Below are 19441 nucleotides of genomic sequence, written 5' to 3'. Positions count from 1 at the left end.
CGAGGGCTGCGTCGACGATGCGCTCCGCCGACGCCGGACCGGACGTGACGAGGGTCTATCACGCCGAGTTCCCGCACCTCCGCGACCTACGCGAGTTCGCGGACGCCCGCGTACTCGCCGACGACATCCAGACCATCTGGCTCGACGCGATCGATGCCGGCAGATCCGCGGGTGTCCTCCGAACGGACGTGCCGGCCAAGGTGTTCCACCGGTTCCTGCGCGACGCCGTGTGGTTCTCGGTCTATTGGCGCAAGCCGGGCGACACGTACACGGTCGACGAACTGTCCGAGCACTGCCTGGCGGTGTTCCTCGACGGAATGGCTGCCGCGACGGGTGACGCAGCGGCCGCGGCGTCACCTGATCGTCGACCGCACCATCTCGACGAACGCCCGACCGGCCTCCGACAGCGACGTCGCGTCGAATGCGATCCCGTACGGGCGGGTGAACGTCGGCTCGCACGGTCGCGCCACCGCGACGTCCTGCACGGACTCGGCCAGCGCGCGCTCCACCAGCGACCCGCCGAGACCCGCCAGCACCATCGGCAGCCGGATCTCACGGTGATCCGACAGGACGGCCAGGGACGGGCGGACCCCGGCACGACGCATCGCATTGTCGATCTCGAGGCTCATCGCACCGCCGTCGCGTGGCACGAACACCATCGGGATGTCGGGCAGTGCCGTCAACTCGATCGGACCGGGCGGCAGGTCCGTGCCGGGCGGGTACACGAACCAGTACTCCTGCTCCCCCAGCACGATGACCTCGAGGCCCCGGCCGCCGTCGTCGAGGGGGAGATGGGACACGATGAACTCGCAGTGACCGTCACGGATCACGGCGGGTGCGTTGTCCTCGGTCCGCAGATCCCCGAACCGCACCGTGGCCTTCGGGTGCGCGCGGCGGAATCGGGCCACGAGATCCACGATCGGGCCCGTGGCCAGTGCGGGGAACACCATCAGGTCCAGGCTGCCGGTGATCTCCCCCGGGTCGGCCGACGCCAACAGTTCCTCCACGGCGTCGACGTCGCGGAGGATCTGCCGGCTCGGGCCGATCAGGCTGCGCCCGGCAGCGGTGAGCACCATCCCGCGTCCGATGCGGTGGAACAGGTGCACCCCCAGCTCCCGTTCCAGGGTGCGCAGGGCCTGTGAGACCGTCGGCTGCGCAACACCCAACGCCGTCGCCGCACCGTTGATGCCGTCGTTCTCCACGACGGCGAGGAAGTACTCGACCTGACGGAACTCCACCGTGTCATCCCTCCCGCAGCTGCTCTGTGGCGCTCGCGATGAACGCCGCGGCCGCCGGTGACGGCTCACCGGCCCGCAGCACCAACCCGACCGGTCGGATCAACGGTGGTTCGATCGCGCGTACCGCAGCGCTCGGCATCTGCTGGCGCGCCAGCGGCGCCGGCACCACGGTGGCCCCGATTCCCCGCCGGACGAACTCCCAGGTCGCGGTGGGGTGCGCGCAGTCGACGACCACGTTGTGCGTGCCGAGCAACTCGCCGGTGCGGGCGGCGTCGGCGCGCGAGCCGAGATCGACGACCAACGGTACGTCCCGCACGAGGGCGCGCGGCACCGGATCGGGCAGTCCCTCCGCGAGATCGGGATGCATCGCCAGCACGAGATGCTGCTCCACCAGCGGAATCGCCACCATACCGCCGTGCTCGGCGGACAGGTCGGTGATCCCGAGCTCGGCTTCTCCCCGCCGCAGCGCGGTGTGCACACCGGACGGGCCGTCGGCATCGGACACGCGCACCATGATCCTCGGGTAGCGGGCCCGGAAGCGGCGGACCAGATCGACCACCGGATGAAGGGAGAACGCGGAGAACGTCGTGATCTCGACGGCGCCGGCCTCGAGGTCACGTACCGCGGCGACGCGCGCCTTCGCGCGGTCGACATCCGCGAGGATCCGACGTGCGGCGACCTCGAGGGTGCGCCCGGCCTCGGTGAGGGTGAGCCTGCGCCCGGTGCGGTCGAACAGGGTCGTGCCGAGTCTGCGCTCGAGGGTGCGGATGGCCTGCGACAGGGACGGCTGTGAAATATAGAGGGCCTGGGCTGCTTTCGTTATCCCGCCGTGGTCGATGACGGCCACGAAGTAGGTCACGAGATGCAGGTCCACTCGACCATCGTAGTGGTCGAGCTCACGTCGGTGGGGCGGCACCCACCGACGCGAGCGGGTTCTCAGGCTCCGGTCCAGACCGGAGCGCGCTTCTCGGCGAATGCGCGGGCACCTTCCTGCGCGTCGGCGGACGCGAAGACGGGGTCGACGAACTCGCGCTGTGTCTCGAAGCCGTCGGCGTCGGTGTAGTTCGCGGCCATCGACACGACCTGTTTGGTCGCGCGCACCGCCAGCGGCCCGTTCCGCGCGACACGGGCGGCGAGTTCCTTCGCGACGTCGAGGGCGTGACCGGGCTCGGCGAGCCGGTTGACGAGTCCGTACCGGTGGGCGTCCTCGGCGGTGAACGGATCACCGGTGATCGCGATCTCCATTGCCAGTTGGTACGGCAGGATCTTCGGCAGCCGCAGCAGACCACCGGCCGCGGCGGCCAGTCCACGCCCGACCTCCGGCAGGCCGAACTTCGCGTCGCGGGCCGCGACGATCAGGTCGGCGGTCAGCGCCAACTCGCAGCCACCGGCGAGCGCCCAACCCTCCACCGCCGCGATGAGCGGTTTCGTCGGAGGTGCCTGCGTGAGACCGCCGAATCCGCGCCCGGGCAGCGACGGACGTTCTCCTCGCGCAAAGGCTTTCAGGTCCATTCCCGCGCAGAATGTTCCACCGGTGCCGGTGAGGATGCCGATGGTCAGGTCGGGGCGCGCCTCGAACTCGTCGACGGCGGCGGCGAGCGCCTTCGACACCTCGAGGTCGACGGCGTTCCTCGCCTCGGGCCGATTCAGTGTGAAGACGGCGACGCCGTCGGCGAACTCGGCGAGAACGACACTCATGCGGGGGCTCCTGCTCGGTCGTCGGGTCGGGCGGGAAGGGTCCAGCGGGCGGGGGAGCCACCGTCGGACACGATGTCGCCGCGGTCGGCGAGCACGATCAGGTGTGCCTGGGTCTCGCGGACGGCGAGTCGCAGCAGACGCGGCTCCATGGCCTCGATCGGCCGCGACCACGAGACCCGCACCGTGATCTCCCAAGCGGTGGATTCGGGGTGCGTGACGAGAGTTTCGCGGATCTCGGTGAGCCGCTCCTCGTGGTGGTCGAGCAGCTGCCGTGCCCGGTCGGACGTACCGCGGAAGCGGTACTCGTGAGCGGGGAGGACCTCGCAGTCCGGCAGCGTCGTCGTCGCGTGCAGCGACAAAAGGTAACGATGCAGTGGATTGTCGAGTTCGCCCGGACCGGACGAGATGTTCGGGCTGATACGCGGAAGCATGTGGTCGCCACTGAACAGCAGGTCGTGGTCGCGGTCGACGAACGCGAGGTGCCCGGGAGTGTGCCCGGGGGTCCACACCGCGTCGATGTTCCAGCCGGGCAGCCCGAGCGGCGAGCCGTGTTCGAGAGTGACGTCGGCGGTTTCTCCGTGCGGGAAGCGGACGAGGGAGAATCGTTCCGCCTCCACCACCTCCGGTGGCGCACCCAGCGCGGTGAGATCGACCCGCCACGCCTCCTCGTCGGCGCTGACGTCCACGGGAGTGAAATGCCCGAGTGCTGCCGATTCGGCGGCATGCATCGCGATGACGGCGCCGGTGGTGGCGCGCAGGCGCGGCGCGAGACCGAAATGGTCGGGGTGCAGATGGGTGATCGCCGCGTATCGCACATCGCTGATGTGATGACCGGTTTCGGCGATGCCGTCGACGAGGGCGCACCAGGATTCCTCGGTGTTCATCCCGACGTCGACGAGGGCGAGTCCGTCGTCGATCGCGAGGGCGTACACGAGCGTGTACCGCAGGGGATTCCCCGGCATGGGAACGGGAATCGACCACAGCCCGTGCCGCACCTGTTCGACGGGGGGAAGCCGCTTGTCGGCCCACGCTTCGCGCTGCGCGATGCCGATGTCCTCGGTGACGATCATGACGGAACCTCCTCGGGTCGGCCGAACGACACCCGCAGAGCACGCTTGAGGATCTTGCCGCTCGCGTTGCGGGGCAGCTCGTCGACGATGTGGATGCGCCGGGGGCGCTTGTACGAAGCGAGCCGACCGTCGGTGAACGCCGCGAGATCCGCCTCGCTCGGCGGTGCGGCGCCCGCGACGAGGCGGATCACGGCGGTGACCGTCTCGCCCCACCGGTCGTCGGGGAGCCCGACGACCGCGACCTCCGCGACCGCCGGATGTTCGGCGAGCGCGGCTTCGACCTCGACGGGATAGACGTTCTCGCCGCCGGTGATGATCATGTCCTTGACCCGGTCGGTGACGAACAGGTAGCCGTCGTCGTCGAGATGCCCGGCGTCGCCGGTGCGCAGGAATCCGTCTTCGGTGTGGAGGGCGGCGGTCTCGACGTCCCGTCGCCAGTACGCGGCGATGTTGTTGCGGGAGCGCGACACGATCTCGCCGGTCTCACCCGGTGGCAGCAGCTCACCGGTGACGAGATCACGGATCTGTATCTCGTTGCCGGCGAGCGGTTTTCCGGCCGAGCGCAGGAGGTGGGCGCGTGGGCCGTGCGGGTCGTGGTCGTCGGCTCGCAGCGCGGACAACGCTCCGGTCGTCTCGGTCATCCCGTACCGCTGCACGAGACGGCAGCCGAGGGTGTCCATCGTGCGGGCGAGCATTGCCGGGGTGATCGGGGACGCTCCGTACGCGATCATGCGGAGACTCGACAGGTCGTACCGGTCGAGGTCGGGTAACTCCAGCAGCAGACCGATCGCGGACGGAACCAGGAATGTATGTGTGACACCGTATTCGGATATCGCCTGCGCGATCAGGGCGGGTTTCGCCTCCCCGACCAGAACGAGGTGCAGGCCCGCCGACAGGCACGTGCTCATCCAGCCCGCACCCGCGATGTGGAAGACGGGAAGGGCATCGAGCGAGACCGAATCCGCAGTGAACTCGTACAGTTCGAAGTTCTCGGGGACGTTGTGCAGGTTGCGGTGCGTCGACACCGCGCCCTTCGGCCGCCCCGTGGTTCCGGACGTGTAGAGCTGCAGGATCGCGGTGTCGGGATCGTCGCCGAATCCGGGATCGGCGGCGCTGCCGTCGGAGACGATCCGGTCCCACGAGTGGGCGTCGCCGGCGACGGTGTCGTCGCCGACGATCACGATGTGGACGTGCGGCAACGCCGCGGCGACCGCGCGGGCCGCGGGTGCGAAGTCCGGTTCGACGATGAGCACACCGATCTGGGCGTCCGCGGCGATCGCGGCGATGTCGTCGGGGTCGAGACGCCAGTTGATGGGCGTGAACACGAGTCCTGCCTTCGCACAGCCGACGAAGGCGGCGGCAGCGGGGATCCCCATGCGCAGCAACGCCCCCACCCTGTTCGGGTCGGTGGTGAGCGCGGCGAGGGCGGACGCCGTGCGGTTGGTGAGATCGTCGAACTGCGCGTACGTGAGGGTGGTGTCACCGCAGGTCACCGCAGGAGAATCCGGCTGCGTGACCGCGAGGGTCCGGATCCGGTGGGGAAGGTGAAGTCCACTCACTGCACACTCCTGTTCGACGGTCGGCCGCGGGGAGGCGGGGCCGCAGCCAGCAGAACACGAGGGTGTCGGCGGCCACAAAGACCGGCGGCCGCACGCAGGGATAGGGCAAACCTATGTGTGCCGGGGCACCTCGACGGCACGATCCGACCGTCCCTGCGCGCCGTCGATCCGCGTCGACGTCACGTACCGCCGAGCGCGGCGGCGACCCGTCGCAGCAGGACCGCGTCCGCGGGAAACGCATCGGATGTGAACGTCCAGTCGCCGCCCGTCCACGGGTCGGTGAAGCGTCCCTCGCCCTCGGCCGGCAGGAGTTGCGAATGTTCGTACAGGGCGAGATATCCGGGATCGTCCACATCGGCTGTTTCCGATCCCGAGAGAACGACGGACATGCTCTGCGGACCGGACAGTTGAAGCAACCGGACGAGCTGGAGGAAGTCGTCGCCGCCGTAGCCGTGCGGAACGCCCGGGAGCACCAGCACCCGGGGAGCGGGCCCGGCGGCCCCCGGATCCGCCGCCGCGGCGAGGGCCTCGAGATCGGCACCGTCCGCCAGACCCCGCAGCTTCGCGGAGACACCGGCCGCGTCCAGCACCGGAGGACCGGCGAGCACGGGCGCCGCCACCTCACGCAGGGTCGTGAGCGCACCCGCGGGGTCGACGATGTCGAGCCGCGCACCCGGATGTGCGGCGAGCAACCGCAACGCGAGGGCGATCACCACCCGGTGCGCGGCCTCGCCGTCACCGGCGACCCACAGCGGCCGGTCGAGCGGCAGGCGCAGGCACAGGGGAACGCGGAGGTCGTCTCCGTCGGGCGACGAGAGCTCGCCCACCCGGATGCCGTCGCTCGGGGTGCGTGCGGCGTACCAACTCGGCGCCGCCCACGACGCCAGCGCGGCAGGCAACCGCGCGTCGAGATCGCGCAGTTCGGCGGTCAGCTGGGTGCTGTCGTCGCGACGGCGCGCGTCGGACGCCGCGACGAGGTCGTCGTGGCGTCGCTGCGCCGCCGCGCGGGCCGACTCGGCGGCGCCCCCGGTGCGGGTCGCGGGGTCGGCGACCGCCGCGGACAGTTCCTGATCGAGCCGGTGTTGCGCGTAGTCGCGCCCCGACCGGTGGCCGGCGGCCGAGCGCGCCGCGTCCTCGAAGACCCGCCACAACCACTCGAACGACGGAAGAGGCTCGGAGGCCGGCGCGGCCGTCGGTGCTGCCGGGGTCTGCGGGGTCGCGGGTGCCGGAGGGGGCACGGCGCTCGGTTCCGGGGCAGGGTCGTCGACCTCCACGCCGTGTGCGACGAACATCTCGCGGAGCCCGCCGGCATACCCCTGACCGAGAGCCCGCATCTTCCAGACATCCTTGTGCCGGTAGAACTCCCAACACAACAGCGCGGTCTCGCCGTGCTCCGGCCGGATGCGGAACTCGCCGAGCACCGCACCGGACGGGGACTCGACGGTCGCGGTCACCGCAGCGGGTGCGTCGGTGCCGACCGCGCACAGCACCCGAGCTCCCGGTCGCACCGCACCCGTGTCGACGACGAGTGTGTCGCCGTCGAGCCGCACCCCGACCGCACGTGGCCGGTTGTAGAACACCACGTCGTCGGACGACGCGACACGCAGCGTGTCGTCGACGACGAAGACGCACGGATCCACGGGGCCCGGACCGGCGACGCGCACGTGCGCCACCGGTCCGGGAAGCGGGCCGTTCTGCCCGGGGGTGAACTCCACGGCGGGGTCAGGTCGCGAGGAACCGGCCGAGCTGCGGCGCGGCCTCGCCGGGATGCTTCGCCTGCATGCCCTCGCCGATCGCCTGCAGCTTCCATTCGCTGCCCTGCCGGTACACCTTCGCCATCACCATTCCGGTGAACGGCATCCCGCCCTGCAGCGTGTAGCGGGCGAGTTCGTCGTCGGTGGTGCCGTCGACGAGCCGGCAGAACGCGTTCTGCACCTGCTCGAAGGTGTGCCCCCGGTACGAGGTGACGATGAACATCACCGTGTCGACGTGCGGAGGAATGCGGGTGAGGTCGACGAGCACGACCTCGTCGTCGCCGTCGCCCTCACCGGTGAGATTGTCGCCCTGATGCTGGATCGACCCGTCCTTGGAGGTGAGCTGACCGTAGTACGCGACGTCCACGATGTTCTGGCCGGCGAACAGCACCGCCGACGCATCGAGGTCGATGTTGGCGGACCGGTTGCCGAACAGGCCGCTCTTCTTGACCGGATCCCAACCGAGACCCATCCGCAGGAACGTGAGCGCCACACCCCCGTCCTTGCGCAGCGTCACCTTCTGGCCCTTGACCAGGCTGACCGGCCGGCTCTTGGTCAGGTTGACCTCGCCGCCGGGCGCCTGCTGTGCGTGTGAGGGCACCGGCTGCCCGTACTGCGGCTGCCCGTACTGCGGCGCCCCGTACTGCGGCTGCCCGTACAGCGGCTGCTCGTACCGGGGTTGCGACGGCGGCGCGTACTGCTGCCCGGATCCCGGCGGCTGCGTCGGTGCCGCGGGCGGTGGGGTCGGTGCCGCGGGCGGTGGGGTCGGTGCCGCGGGCGGCTGCGTCGGTGCCGCGGGCGGTGGGGTCGGTGCCGCGGGCGGAGCAGACGGTGCGGATGCCGCCGCCGGCGGGGGAGCATCGTCGACGCTCACACCGTGATCGGTCACCAGCGCCGCGAAACCACCCGCGTACCCCTGCCCGACGGCACGCACCTTCCAGGTGCCCTGCCGCCGGTACAGCTCGAGGGCGATGACGATCGACTCGGTGCTCAACCCCTCGATCCGGTACTCGTAGAGCACCGCTCCGGACGTGTCGGACACCCGCGCGGTGGGCGGGGCGAACGCGCCGAACCGGCTCGATGCGTCGTCGAGCGTGATCACGGCGCGCACCTGGTCGATGTCCGCGGGAACGTCACCGAGCGACACGGCGAGGGACGCGGCCTGACCGTGCGCACCCGGCACGAGCTTCACCCCCGGCCCCGCGGGCTGGTTGAAGAACACGAAGTCTGCGTCGGAGCGCACCTTGCCGTCGGACTTGACGAGCAGAGCGGACAGGTCGGCGGGCGTCGTCAACTCGAGGGAGACGACGACGTCGGAGACGTCGATGGGGCCGTTCTGACCCTTGGCGAGCGGGCTGGTCAAGACTCGTGGTCCTCACTGTGTCGGCGACGGGAAGGGCGTGCACAGACCACTCTACGAAGCGAGCGGTACATCCAGGGAACGGGTGAACCACGCGAGGATCTCCTCGCTCGCCGCGATGCCCGCGGCGTCGGTCACGGCGACGGTCGGATGCTGCCAGTCGAGTGCCTCGAGTTCTCCGTGGCGCGGCCGGATCGCGGCGTGCGCGGCCACCAGCATCTCGGCGTCGAGCGCGCCGTCCCCGGCGGCCAGGACGGGCGCATCGGGGTCGAGTGCCCCCGCGTCCGTCAGCCGCCGGTGCACCTCCGCGACCGCGCGGCTCTTGCACACCGGATCCGGCATCGAATAGATCTTGCGACCCTGCTGGGAGACGTTCCATCCCCGCGCCGAACACCACCGGTCCCAGTCCTCGAGGAATCCCGGTGGCTGCGCGGCGACGTCGACGACGAGATAGCAGAACAACTCGTCGGCGACCCGCACCTTCGACACCCAGTCGTCCGTGATGCGGCGGTGCAACTCGGCGACCACCTCGTCGAGCGTCGCACAGGATTCCAGCACCGCGGTGTCGATGCGCCGACGCCACGCGGGGTCGGGTTCGCCGTCGACGAGGATCACCCCGCCGTTGCTGGTGATGGCGTGGTGCCAGGGGCCGCCGGGCAGGTCGATCCGCCGGAACTGTTCGGGTGTGCGGGTGGTCGTCGGCACCACGGGGCAGGCCGCAGCGAGGTCCCCGAGCAGCGTTGCCGCGGTGCCGGTGACGTACGACAGCGGGGCGCCGTCGAGGTACTCGACGCACAGCAACTCGGCGGGATCGGTGTGCCCGCCGAATGCGCCACGGGAATAGATCATCGTGCGGTCGAGATCGGTGGCGATCAGCGCACGCGTCACGGCACGTCCTTGATCAGACCCATACAGGAGTAGGTGAGCTCGGGTACCTCCACGACCGGCACGCCGCGCGCGGCGGCGAGCATCCGGATGTGGGCGTGCTCGTCGGCGTGTTCGTCGCGGACGAGCACCATCCACGGCACCCGGCGCAGCAGCACCCGGGTCGTCTCGCCGACACCGGGTTTGACGAAGTTGATGCTGGAGATTCCGTAACGCATGCGGGTCTTCTCCACCGACTCCCAACCGGCCCAGGTCGGTTCGCGGTCGGAGGCGAGAATGTCGCGTGCGTCGGCGACGGCCCCGGCGTGGTCGTCGAACTCCGCGGACACCGCATCGAGGAGTTGCCCGGAGACGTCGTCGTCGGCGAGTTCGGCGTAGAACTTGGCGCCGTGGAATTCACCGGGACCGATGAGACCGTCGCTGAGTACGGTGCGGGACACCAGTCCGGACACCGTCGAGTTCAGGCACGCGGACGCGATGAGGAAGTCGTCGCGGGTACCGTAGGTGCGCACGCAGTGGCCGGGGTCGGCGAGGACGGCGAGATCGGCGGACAACGCGGGTCCGCCGGACGCCGCGTACTCGGCGAGCGCGGCCGACAGTTCCCGCGCGATGGCACCCTTGCCCGTCCACCCGTCGACGAACGTCACCGATTCGGGGTCGTGCCGGGAAGTGATGTAATCGAGTGCGGCCCGGTCGATTCCCCGTCCGCGGACGATCGACACCGCGTAGTGCGGAAGATCGAGTCCGTGGTGTCGCCTCGCCCAGCGGCGGATGAGGATGCCCACGGGCGTGCCGGCGCGCGCCAGCGACACGAGGGTCAGATCGGTTCCGCGTTCGGCGAGAAGCAGTTCGGTGACGGTTCCGACGGCGCGTGCGAGACGGGGCGCCGTCGCGGCGAGCGTCTTGTCGAACAGTTCCCGGTAGCCGGCGTCGGGCTGGTACTCGATCGGCAGGGATTCGGCGTAGTGCGCCAGGCCCGCCTGGATCCGCGCCTCCCGCTCGGCGATGTCCCCTTCGAGGTCGACGTGCGAGAGATCCTTGAGCAGCCACGTCACCTCGTCGGGTGCGTAGGAACCGAACTCGGGTCCGGTCAGCGGCACCGTCACGGGCGTCCCCCTTCGTGTCGTCGTGCGGTGAGTACGGCAGGGTCGGTGGACGGCACGGTCGCGACGAGCACGTCCTCACCCGCCGCGGTGAGGACGTCGACGAGCCCGCCGGAGGCGCGCAGCCGGTCGGTGTCGGCCGGGGCGTCGACGACGAGCAGCAACTCGGCGCGCTGCCCTTCGCGGTCGGGCCACTGCGCGTTGTACAAGTGACGGGGTGTCTCGTCCTCGTGTTCAGCGGCGACGGACTCCGGTGCGATGAAGGAGAATCCGCGTCGCAGTGGGTAGCCGGGCGAGTCGCGCACGTACGCGGGGGAGCGGGTCGTGGTCTGGAACCGGGCCGGGGTTCCGCGCACGGTCAGTGCCTCCGCCAACCGCAGCGGCAGATACATGAGTTCTTCGTGGCCGATGACGATCGCGGGCCGCGTGGCGTCCCGTGACGCGGTCAGCACGTCGGTGGCGCAGCGGATCGCGTCGTCGAACCGCTCGGTGTCGTCGCGCAGGAACCCGTGTCGTCCGCCGTCCGGAACATCGGCGGGCCAAGGCAGCTCGACGAATCGGGCGTGTCCGCGCCGGTCGGCGGTCGGGTTGAGATCGGGTGCGGCGAGCGCGGTCACCTCCGCCGCGAGGCCGTCCGGTAGTTCGGTGCGGCCCGCCGCGAGGCTCACGTGGTCGATGCTCGCGCCGAGTTCCGCGGCGGCCGCGCGGGTGGCCTGCCGGTGCCGCTCCTCCCGCATGTCGACGAGCGACGCCACCACGTACCGACGTCGCGGATGATGCCGGTGCAGTGCGCGGATCGCGTCGATCGCGGTGGCGCCGGTGGAGATCTCGTCGTCGACGAGAACGAGGGGCGCGTCGTTCGCGAACAGATCGGGGGAGGTCGGAAGCAGCAGGTGCGAGGTGGCGTGCGAGTGTCCCTCCTCGAATCCGGCGAACACGGGGCTTCGCGGGACGTGTCGGCGCGTGGAGTGCAGGTAGCACGCGGCGCCGATGCGGTCGGCCACGCAGTGGCCGAGTCCGGTTGCGGTTTCGGCGAAGCCGAGGACCACGGTGGTCCGGGTGGCATCGGCGAGGAGTCCGGCGACGAGATCGCCGAGTCGATTGCCGGCGCCGAGTACGTCCGCGGGATCGGTCGGGATGTGCTTGCCGAGCACCGTCGACACCAGCAGATGCGCCCGTTTCGGGTTGCGGCGCAGGCCGGGTTCGACGAGGAGCTCCACCCGATCCGGTCCCGGCGCCGAGAGATGGTGCAGTGCCAGACCGAATCGCTGTGTCGCCCACTTCGGTTCGGTCACCGGAGCGGAGCTGCGGGCCGCCGTCACCGCTGCACCAGGGCCGTGAGCAGGTCGACGAACGTCACGCCCTTGTTGGTGACACCGAACACCGAGGCGCGCAGCAGCGTCTGCTGCGCCCACGAGCGGTGCGGGCGCCGTTCGTTCATCTTGTTGCGGTATCCGGAGGCGCGTACCCCGCCGGTGTCGGCGCCGAGAACGTCGATCGCGTCCTCGTACTCCTCGTGCGTGACGGCGGACAGCGCGTGCACCGCCGCGACGTGCGACGGGTGGATCACCGTCTTGCCCTGGATTCCGTTGGCGTGGTCGAGGGCGATCTCGCGGAGCAACCCGTCGAGGTCTCGGCTGACGAGTTGCTGGCGGAACATCACGGCGTCGTGCTCGACGAACGGGGTGGTGCGCAGCGTCGGGCGGAACATGCGTTCGTGGTCGGCGAAGTACTCCCACACCGGGCCGGTGATGACGAAACCCGTCCCGTCGGTGCGTCCGAGCCGGTTGACGATGTCGGCGATGACATCCGCGACGACCCGCACGTCGTAGATCGTCAGGTCGCGGTCGCGGCGGATGCCGAAGGCCCCGCACATGTCGGTGGCACCGATCCGCACGGCGAGGATCTTCGCGCGGTGCTCGGCGAGCAGCGTCGCCACCGCATCGAGTTCGCGGTCGCGGGTCTCGCGGTGCACGATCCCGGTCGACTCGAGCACCGGCATCGCGTACAGGTGACGACCGAGTAGTTCGGAGGCGCCGCCGACGGACTCGAGGAATCGACGCCCCGTGTCGGCGGAGAACTTCGGGAGCACGAATCCGGCGAGCACGGCGGCGCCCGGGCCCAGGAGCCGGGCGATGCGATCGATGCCGTCGGCGGTGCGGACCCGCACGAACAGCAGCATCGGCGCCGGTCCGCGCGCGGCGAGGTCGTCGAGTGCGGCGACCGCGTTGCGGATCCCGGCCTCCACCTCGTCGTCGGCGACGGCGTCCTCGAGATCGACGACCATGGAGGTGACGCCCGCGTCCGCCCGGCGCAGGATGGTCGCGGCGAGATCGTGGCGGGTCGCGGGTACGTACAGGGTCGCCCCGAGCGCGAGCGCGAGCCGGTCGCGTTCGTCGTCACCGAACGGCTGCGGTTCGACGTGGAAGAGGCGGCGGCGGGTCGCCTCGTCCAGATGCTGGAAGTGCCGCATCGTGCGCACCTCGGTGTCGGTTGCCCCCATCATGCGTGTTCGGTCCGTCCTCTCATCCGTGCGACGACTCCGGCGATGAAGTCTGCGACCGCGTCGAGGTCGCGGGCATACGCCCAGTAGTCGGGGTGCACACCGGTCAGGGCGTCGACCGCCCTGTCGATGCGGTCCAGTTGCGCATCGAGGACCGACCCCCATTCTGCGGTGAGACCGCGTTGGACGGCGAGGTGCTGTGCGTCACGTAGCCGGAAACGCACCTCGTCGACCTTCGCTTGCGGATTCTCCCGGATGGCACGCAACGTCGCGAGCCGACCGGTGACGGCGTCGACGAGGTCCTCGGCGACGGACAGTTCGCCGCGCACCGCCGCGACCCGTTCGAGGGCGGCCTCCGGATGACCCTCGCGCAGCGCGGCGCGTGCCTCGCCCAGTCCGGTCTCCGCCGCGTCCACCAGCGCGGACGCCTTCGTGTCGTTGTCGGTGAGATCGGCGGAGCTCGCCGCGTTGAACTCGCGCAGCAGCGCCGAGTACGCGGGGGCGAGTTGAGCCGTACGGGTGCGGACCGCACCCGTACGGGTTGTGACGGACGCCACGGCGTTTCGTGCCTCCGCGTCGCGTCCGGGTGCCTGTGCGAGCGCGGAGTGGAGGGCGGCGGAGGCCTCCTCCGCGGCCCGGGCACGGTCGCGGATCGTGCCCGCGCCGGTCGCGGTGTCGAGTGCGCGCAGGGCGTCGTCGAGGTCGTGGACGGCCGTGACGACGGACGGGTAATGCGTGTACGCGGCGTGCTCCGGCGCGTCGATCATCGCGAGTGCCGCGGCGGCGGAGGTGCGAGCGTGCTGCGCGAGTTGCGGTGCGGTCTGCGCCAGTGCCGTGGCGTGCTCGAGGTGGGCGCGGTTGCCGTTGTAGAAGCGGTCGAGCAGGCGGGTGGCCTCGGCGATCCGCTGCGTGGCCTGCTGGTATGCGGCTGCGGGTTGCAGCGGTTGCCCCGGTTCGGACCGGGCGAGCTGCAGGTAGTGGCCGGCGGCGTCGTAGCAGGCGCTCCGGATCGGATCCCACTGTGCCCTCATGCCGCGCTGCGGTTCGAGGTCGTGGGAGGCGGCCACCGCGAGTTCGGCGACCGACTGGCGCCGGTCCATGTCCAGGAACGCCGCCACCATCGTGTCGTGGGCACGACGTGCCGCAGGATCCTCGGTCGGTGCGCCGCCGAAGAGGCGGCGCGTCCATCGGCTCGCCACAGAGCGCATGGTACTTGCCGGTTCGGTCGTGGCGTCGGGACCGCGCGTGCAGGCTGTGGGCACACTCCGCCCGATGCCATTACTGTGGGGTGACACGCGCAAACCGGGCACACGGCCCGGGTCCGTCGACCGTTCCGATCGATACGAAAGGACCCCGCATGGGCGTCAGCTTGACCAAAGGTGGAAACGTCTCCCTCACGAAGGAGGCCCCGAACCTGACGGCCGTGGCAGTCGGCCTCGGCTGGGACGTGCGCACCACCACCGGTACCGATTTCGACCTCGACGCCAGCGCGATCGCCACGGGCGGCGACAAGAAGGTCGTCTCGGATCAGCACTTCGTGTTCTTCAACAACATGAAGTCCCCCGACGGTTCCATCGAGCACGCCGGCGACAACCGTACGGGCGAGGGCGAGGGCGACGACGAGGTCATCAACGTCGACCTGGCCGCGGTGCCCGCGAACATCGAGTCGATCTTCTTCCCCGTCTCCATCTACGACGGCAACGGCCGGGGGCAGTCGTTCGGTCAGGTCCGTAACGCGTTCATCCGCGTCGTCGACCGTTCCAACGGCAACGAACTGGCCCGCTACGACCTGAGCGAGGATGCCTCGACCGAAACCGCGATGGTCTTCGGCGAGCTGTACCGCAACGGCGCCGAGTGGAAGTTCCGCGCGATCGGCCAGGGTTACGCGTCCGGTCTCGAGGGCATCGCTCGCGACTACGGCGTCAACGTCTAGATCCCACTTGTTCGGATCCGGTTCCGGTCACGCACCGGAACCGGATCCGCCCCTCGTTCCGGCTCTGCAGCAACCACCCGGCACGACCTGACCCTCACGAGAAAGGCCACGCTTCGTGGTTCTGCGAATATTCGGTGCGTCCTTCGCCGTCACCGTCGTCTCCCTCGTGGTCGCCTTCCTGTACGGCGGCCCGCAAGCCCTGCTCCTGTGTGTGATCCTCGGCATCCTCGAAGTGTCGCTGTCGTTCGACAACGCGGTCATCAACGCGACCGTGCTGCAGCGCATGAGCGAGTTCTGGCAGAAGATCTTCCTCACCATCGGCATCCTCATCGCCGTGTTCGGCATGCGCCTGGTGTTCCCGCTGGTCATCGTGTGGGTCGCGTCCGGTCTGGGCCCGGTCGACGCACTGAACCTGGCGTTGAATCCGCCGCCGGACGGTGCCCCGTACTTCGCGAACGGTGACCCGAGCTACGAGACGCTCATCACCGAGGCGCACCCGCAGATCGCGGCGTTCGGTGGCATGTTCCTGCTGATGCTGTTCCTCCACTTCATCCTGGAGGACCGTGAGATCCAGTGGCTGAAATGGCTCGAACGTCCGCTTGCGAAGGCGGGCCGACTCGAACGCCTCGAGGTCGTCATCGCGATCGTGCTGCTGCTGTTCACCGCCACGATCATCGCGCCCGACGACAAGGTGTCGACGGTGATGATCGCCGGTTCGCTCGGCATGATCACCTACATCGTGGTCAACGGTCTCGGCGAGATGTTCCACATCCCCGAGGAAGGTGAGGAGGGATCGTCGGGCGGCCCGAGCAAACTCGCGAAAGCCACCGGCAAGGCCGGGTTCTTCCTGTTCCTGTACCTCGAGGTCCTCGACGCGTCGTTCTCGTTCGACGGTGTCATCGGCGCGTTCGCGATCACCGCGGATCCGATCATCATCGCGCTCGGCCTCGGCTTCATCGGTGCGATGTTCGTCCGGTCCATCACCATCTACCTGGTGCGCAAGGGCACGCTGGCCGATTACGTCTACCTCGAGCACGGTGCCCACTGGGCGATCGGCGCGCTTGCCGTGATCCTGCTCTACTCGATCGGCACGCACGTGCCGGAGGTCATCACCGGCCTGATCGGTGTCGCTCTGATCGGTGCGGCGTTCGTCTCGAGCGTGTACCGCAACAGGAAACTGCAGTCCGTCACCCTGGAACGCGTGTCCTGACGCGAACCCGGGTCCATCGACGATGGGAGCCCTCGACCTCGCGGCCGGCGGCTCCCATCGCCGTATCGGGGCGTCGCACCGCCCCCCACATCATCGGTTCACACGAAGGGAAAGCCCATGGCGATCGACTACACGAAGAAGCCCGAGTCCGGATCGGGCGGGGGAGTGAACCTCTCCAAGATCAACCTGACGAAGGACGCGCCCACCGTCAGCCTCGCGAAGGGCGGTGCCGGCCAGGGCGTCACCCGTGTGAACCTGAACTGGTCGCGCGGCGAGCAGAAGAAGGGTTTCCTGGCGAAACTCACCGGCGCCACCGGAGGGGTCGACCTCGACCTGGGCTGCCTGTTCGAACTCGCCGACGGATCCAAGGGTGTCGTCCAGGCGCTCGGCAACAGCTTCGGATCGTTGAACACCCCGCCCTACATCCACCTCGACGGTGACGACCGCACCGGCACGGTACAGGGCGGCGAGAACATGCACGTGAATCTCGAACGCCCCGAGCTGTTCAAGCGGGTGCTGATCTTCGCGATGATCTACGAGGGCGCCGCGAACTGGGCGGCCGTCGACGGTGTCGTCACCCTCACTCCGCCCACGGGACCCCAGATCGAGGTGCGCCTCGACTCCCCGAACAACGGGGCCCGCATCTGCGCGATCGCGATGCTCGAGAGCACCGGGCAGGGCGTGACCGTCAACCGGCTCGTCGAGTACGTCAACGGCAGCCAGTCGGACCTCGACCGCAAGTACGGGTGGGGCATGCAGTGGCAGGCCGGCCGCAAGTAGTCGGGACGTGTCTCAGCGGGTGGGGAGATCGCGGACGTCGTCCGGGTCGATGTCCGGGAACTCGGTGTCGACGTCGAACTCGTTGATCGACGTCGATCCCGAATTGTATTGCTGCAGAATGCGTCCCGCATCGTCCACCCACAGTTCCACAGTCGGTGTGATGCCGTCGAGGATCATCCGGCGGGCGTCGGCGATCTCGGACCTCGACAGGTCCGTCGCGAGCTGATCGAGTGCCGTGTCGGCGTACGCGGCGGTGTCCACGGTCGCGGTGAATCGAGTCGAGGTCCGGCCGTCGTCGGTCGTCGCGGTCCCGTGATCCTGCGCGCCCGTGATCGACTCGACCAGGATGGCGGTCAGTCGCTGCTGATCGCGAACGGTCATGGGAACCGCGGCGGGGATGGTGTCCGGATCGATCCGATACCAGGCGCCCGATTCCAGGCGCCCGCGTCCGGAGGCGGGAAGATCGTGGTAGCGGATGAAACTGCCGTCGTCGCTGCCGAACGTGTCGAACGGGCCGAGGGGTGATTCGACGACCCGCGTCGACACGATGTTGCGTTGCACGTCCGCGACGGTCACGGAGTCGGGTAGATCCTGCCCGTGCAGGACGCTGCGCATGGTCCCCACCGTCGTCATCACATCGAATGCGGCCCGCACCCGGTCGAGGGCGGCGGTCGCCTCCGCGTACTGCGTCGACGCATCCACGGGCACCGCCCGGGAGCCGATGTCGCTGCACGCGGTGAGCATCAGGACGAGAGTGGCTGCGGCAGCGGACACGGCTGCCCGGACACGGCGTGTACGGAACACGGATACCCCCCCGTTTTCGATGTGCGCCCGTGCGGCGCCCCCCGCGCCGAATGCTACCGGTTCCGTCCGCTCGTTCGAGTCTGCACCTCGACGGGCGGAGGTCGGGCCGACGTGCCGATGGGATGTCCGCGGTCGTACGCGAGGATGGGGACATGCTGGAAACCCCCGTGATCATCGGTATCGGATCGATCTGTGTCGGCTTCGTGTTCTTCCTGGCCGCGGCCAGCGGTGCGCGTGCCCGGTGGAATCGGAAGGTGACGATCACGTTGTTCGTGATCGCGATCGTGTTCATGACGATCATCCCGGTCATCGGCGCGATCGGGTTCGCCGCCTAGCCGGGTTCGCGGCGGCCACTCAGGAGCCGGGCGCCCGATAGGACGCATCCCTCCGCGCGGCCTCGTCGACCTGTTCCGGGGTGAGCAGCGCGATGGGACGCGACCGCGCCGCCCCCGATGCGATCGTGCGCAGTTCGAGGGTGGCGGCAGCGACCTCGTCGGGTACTTCGCCGACCACGTACAGATCGTGCCCGCCGAGTGCGAAGTGCACGGAGTCCACGGTGCCGCCGACGCTTTCGACCATCGCTGTGATGGCGTCGCGGCGGGCGCTGCCTCCGTCGGAGAGCAGTCCCTTCGCGCCCTCGGCCGTGTACGTGACCTGCCACAGATATTTCGGCATGTTCGTGCCCTCCCGGACCGCGGTACTGGTTGTCTCCATGGTCGGCCCTGTGAGCGCCCGGCGCGGTGCTTTCGGACGAACGCGTTCTGGACCTCGGTGTGACCCCGCCACGGATCACGACTCGGTTCGAGTACTGGCGGATGACCTTGTTCGGGACATCGAGCGGAGCAACCTCGAGCGGCGCACCACGGTCGACACATGAGCGCGGTGACCGTTCGGCGTTACCGAGGTGAAGCTACCTATGTGTGCAGAGGATGGTCAGAGAATCCCGGCCTTCTTGGCGGCGCTGCGGACCTGGAAGGACATGACGATCAGCAGGACGCCGAACAGGATGGCGTAGATGCCGACCAGGATGATCAGACCGAGGATGCCGGAGCCGGGGAAGATCAGCAGCACGACGCCGAAGATCACCGCCAGGACCCCGGCGACGAGGGACCAGGCCCAGCCGGATTCGGGGACGGTCCGGAACCGGAGGGCGCCGACGATGCCGGTGATGCCGAACAGGATCGCGTAGAACGCGATGATGTAGAGCAGCACGAGCGCGGTCGCTCCGGGCCAGAAGAGCGCGACGAGGCCGGCCAACACCGACACGATGCCCATCGCCAGCCACCATCCCCAGCCGTCGAGTCGCGCGCGGTCGCGGATGGACTGCCCGATCAGCAGGATGCCGTCGACGATCGCGTACGCCGCGAACACGATGACCAGTGCCCAGACCGTGATGCCGGGCCAGACGAGGGCGATGATGCCGAAGATCACGGCGAAGATGCCGCGTAGCAGCACCACCCACCAGACCGATTTGAAGAGGGAACGGAATTCGTCCTGAGGAGAGAGCGGGCTCGCGGACACGGCGACTCCTTGCATGAGGCTTC

At 69.4% G+C, this 19441-nt stretch carries 19 protein-coding genes; 4 read left to right on the top strand and 15 right to left on the bottom strand.

Annotated features, from left to right (window positions below):
• Positions 1-353: 353 nt before the first annotated feature.
• The 12 genes from LDQ05_RS01770 to LDQ05_RS01715 all read right to left on the bottom strand — a co-directional run bounded on the left by LDQ05_RS01770 (position 354) and on the right by LDQ05_RS01715 (position 14291).
• Positions 354-1238: a LysR family transcriptional regulator gene (locus LDQ05_RS01770; protein ID WP_226435175.1), complete on the bottom strand. Its 885-nt coding sequence runs from the start codon at positions 1236-1238 to the stop codon at positions 354-356.
• Positions 1239-1242: 4 nt separating this feature from the next.
• The gene (locus LDQ05_RS01765) at positions 1243-2112 is read right to left on the bottom strand and encodes a LysR family transcriptional regulator (RefSeq protein WP_226435174.1); all 870 of its coding nucleotides are present in this window, start codon (positions 2110-2112) and stop codon (positions 1243-1245) included.
• A gap of 62 nt (positions 2113-2174) precedes the next feature.
• Positions 2175-2936, bottom strand: coding sequence for a crotonase/enoyl-CoA hydratase family protein (locus LDQ05_RS01760; protein WP_226435173.1), 762 nt, complete (start codon positions 2934-2936; stop codon positions 2175-2177).
• Positions 2933-4006 (bottom strand): MBL fold metallo-hydrolase, encoded by a 1074-nt coding sequence (locus tag LDQ05_RS01755; protein ID WP_226435172.1) that lies wholly within the window; start codon positions 4004-4006, stop codon positions 2933-2935. The genes LDQ05_RS01760 and LDQ05_RS01755 overlap by 4 nt, the downstream gene beginning before the upstream one ends.
• On the bottom strand, positions 4003-5565 hold the full coding sequence (locus LDQ05_RS01750) for an AMP-binding protein (RefSeq protein WP_226435171.1): 1563 nt from the start codon (positions 5563-5565) through the stop codon (positions 4003-4005). The genes LDQ05_RS01755 and LDQ05_RS01750 overlap by 4 nt, the downstream gene beginning before the upstream one ends.
• A gap of 179 nt (positions 5566-5744) precedes the next feature.
• Positions 5745-7280: a TerD family protein gene (locus LDQ05_RS01745; protein WP_226435170.1), complete on the bottom strand. Its 1536-nt coding sequence runs from the start codon at positions 7278-7280 to the stop codon at positions 5745-5747.
• 7 nt (positions 7281-7287) lie between these two features.
• Positions 7288-8682 (bottom strand): TerD family protein, encoded by a 1395-nt coding sequence (locus LDQ05_RS01740; protein ID WP_226435169.1) that lies wholly within the window; start codon positions 8680-8682, stop codon positions 7288-7290.
• 51 nt (positions 8683-8733) lie between these two features.
• Positions 8734-9528, bottom strand: a complete 795-nt coding sequence (locus LDQ05_RS01735) for an HAD family hydrolase (protein WP_226435190.1) — start codon at positions 9526-9528, stop codon at positions 8734-8736.
• Between the two features lie 35 nt (positions 9529-9563).
• On the bottom strand, positions 9564-10670 hold the full coding sequence (locus tag LDQ05_RS01730) for a cysteine protease StiP family protein (RefSeq protein WP_226435168.1): 1107 nt from the start codon (positions 10668-10670) through the stop codon (positions 9564-9566).
• A complete protein-coding gene (locus LDQ05_RS01725; RefSeq protein WP_372461007.1) occupies positions 10667-11962 on the bottom strand; it encodes a phosphoribosyltransferase family protein in 1296 nt (431 codons plus the stop codon). Before LDQ05_RS01725 ends, LDQ05_RS01730 begins: the two co-directional genes overlap by 4 nt.
• A 23-nt stretch (positions 11963-11985) precedes the next feature.
• The gene (locus LDQ05_RS01720; protein ID WP_372461009.1) at positions 11986-13140 is read right to left on the bottom strand and encodes an HpcH/HpaI aldolase/citrate lyase family protein; all 1155 of its coding nucleotides are present in this window, start codon (positions 13138-13140) and stop codon (positions 11986-11988) included.
• A 29-nt stretch (positions 13141-13169) separates the two neighbouring features.
• The gene (locus tag LDQ05_RS01715) at positions 13170-14291 is read right to left on the bottom strand and encodes a serine/threonine-protein kinase (protein ID WP_226435188.1); all 1122 of its coding nucleotides are present in this window, start codon (positions 14289-14291) and stop codon (positions 13170-13172) included.
• A 236-nt stretch (positions 14292-14527) separates the two neighbouring features.
• Between LDQ05_RS01715 and LDQ05_RS01710 the strand changes: the two genes are divergently transcribed.
• The 3 genes from LDQ05_RS01710 to LDQ05_RS01700 all read left to right on the top strand — a co-directional run bounded on the left by LDQ05_RS01710 (position 14528) and on the right by LDQ05_RS01700 (position 17093).
• Positions 14528-15103, top strand: coding sequence for a TerD family protein (locus LDQ05_RS01710; protein WP_226435166.1), 576 nt, complete (start codon positions 14528-14530; stop codon positions 15101-15103).
• 115 nt (positions 15104-15218) lie between these two features.
• Positions 15219-16313: a DUF475 domain-containing protein gene (locus LDQ05_RS01705; protein ID WP_226435165.1), complete on the top strand. Its 1095-nt coding sequence runs from the start codon at positions 15219-15221 to the stop codon at positions 16311-16313.
• A gap of 117 nt (positions 16314-16430) precedes the next feature.
• Complete coding sequence (locus tag LDQ05_RS01700; protein WP_226435164.1) at positions 16431-17093, top strand: TerD family protein; 663 nt, start codon at positions 16431-16433, stop codon at positions 17091-17093.
• A 12-nt stretch (positions 17094-17105) separates the two neighbouring features.
• Here the strand turns inward: LDQ05_RS01700 and LDQ05_RS01695 are convergent, their stop codons facing one another.
• Complete coding sequence (locus LDQ05_RS01695) at positions 17106-17867, bottom strand: hypothetical protein (protein WP_226435163.1); 762 nt, start codon at positions 17865-17867, stop codon at positions 17106-17108.
• Between the two features lie 182 nt (positions 17868-18049).
• Between LDQ05_RS01695 and LDQ05_RS01690 the strand changes: the two genes are divergently transcribed.
• On the top strand, positions 18050-18232 hold the full coding sequence (locus LDQ05_RS01690; protein WP_226435162.1) for a hypothetical protein: 183 nt from the start codon (positions 18050-18052) through the stop codon (positions 18230-18232).
• A gap of 19 nt (positions 18233-18251) precedes the next feature.
• Here the strand turns inward: LDQ05_RS01690 and LDQ05_RS01685 are convergent, their stop codons facing one another.
• Positions 18252-18572: a GYD domain-containing protein gene (locus tag LDQ05_RS01685; RefSeq protein WP_226435187.1), complete on the bottom strand. Its 321-nt coding sequence runs from the start codon at positions 18570-18572 to the stop codon at positions 18252-18254.
• A 258-nt stretch (positions 18573-18830) separates the two neighbouring features.
• Positions 18831-19418 carry an HdeD family acid-resistance protein gene (locus LDQ05_RS01680; protein ID WP_226435161.1) on the bottom strand — a complete coding sequence of 196 codons (588 nt, stop codon included), beginning with the start codon at positions 19416-19418 and terminating at the stop codon, positions 18831-18833.
• Positions 19419-19441 lie beyond the last annotated feature (23 nt).

Origin of the sequence: Rhodococcus yananensis (assembly GCF_020515525.1) — a bacterium.
Lineage (GTDB): Bacteria > Actinomycetota > Actinomycetes > Mycobacteriales > Mycobacteriaceae > Rhodococcus > Rhodococcus yananensis.
The sequence above is the reverse complement of the archived record's forward strand: the minus strand, read 5'-3'. Positions and strand labels throughout refer to the sequence as shown.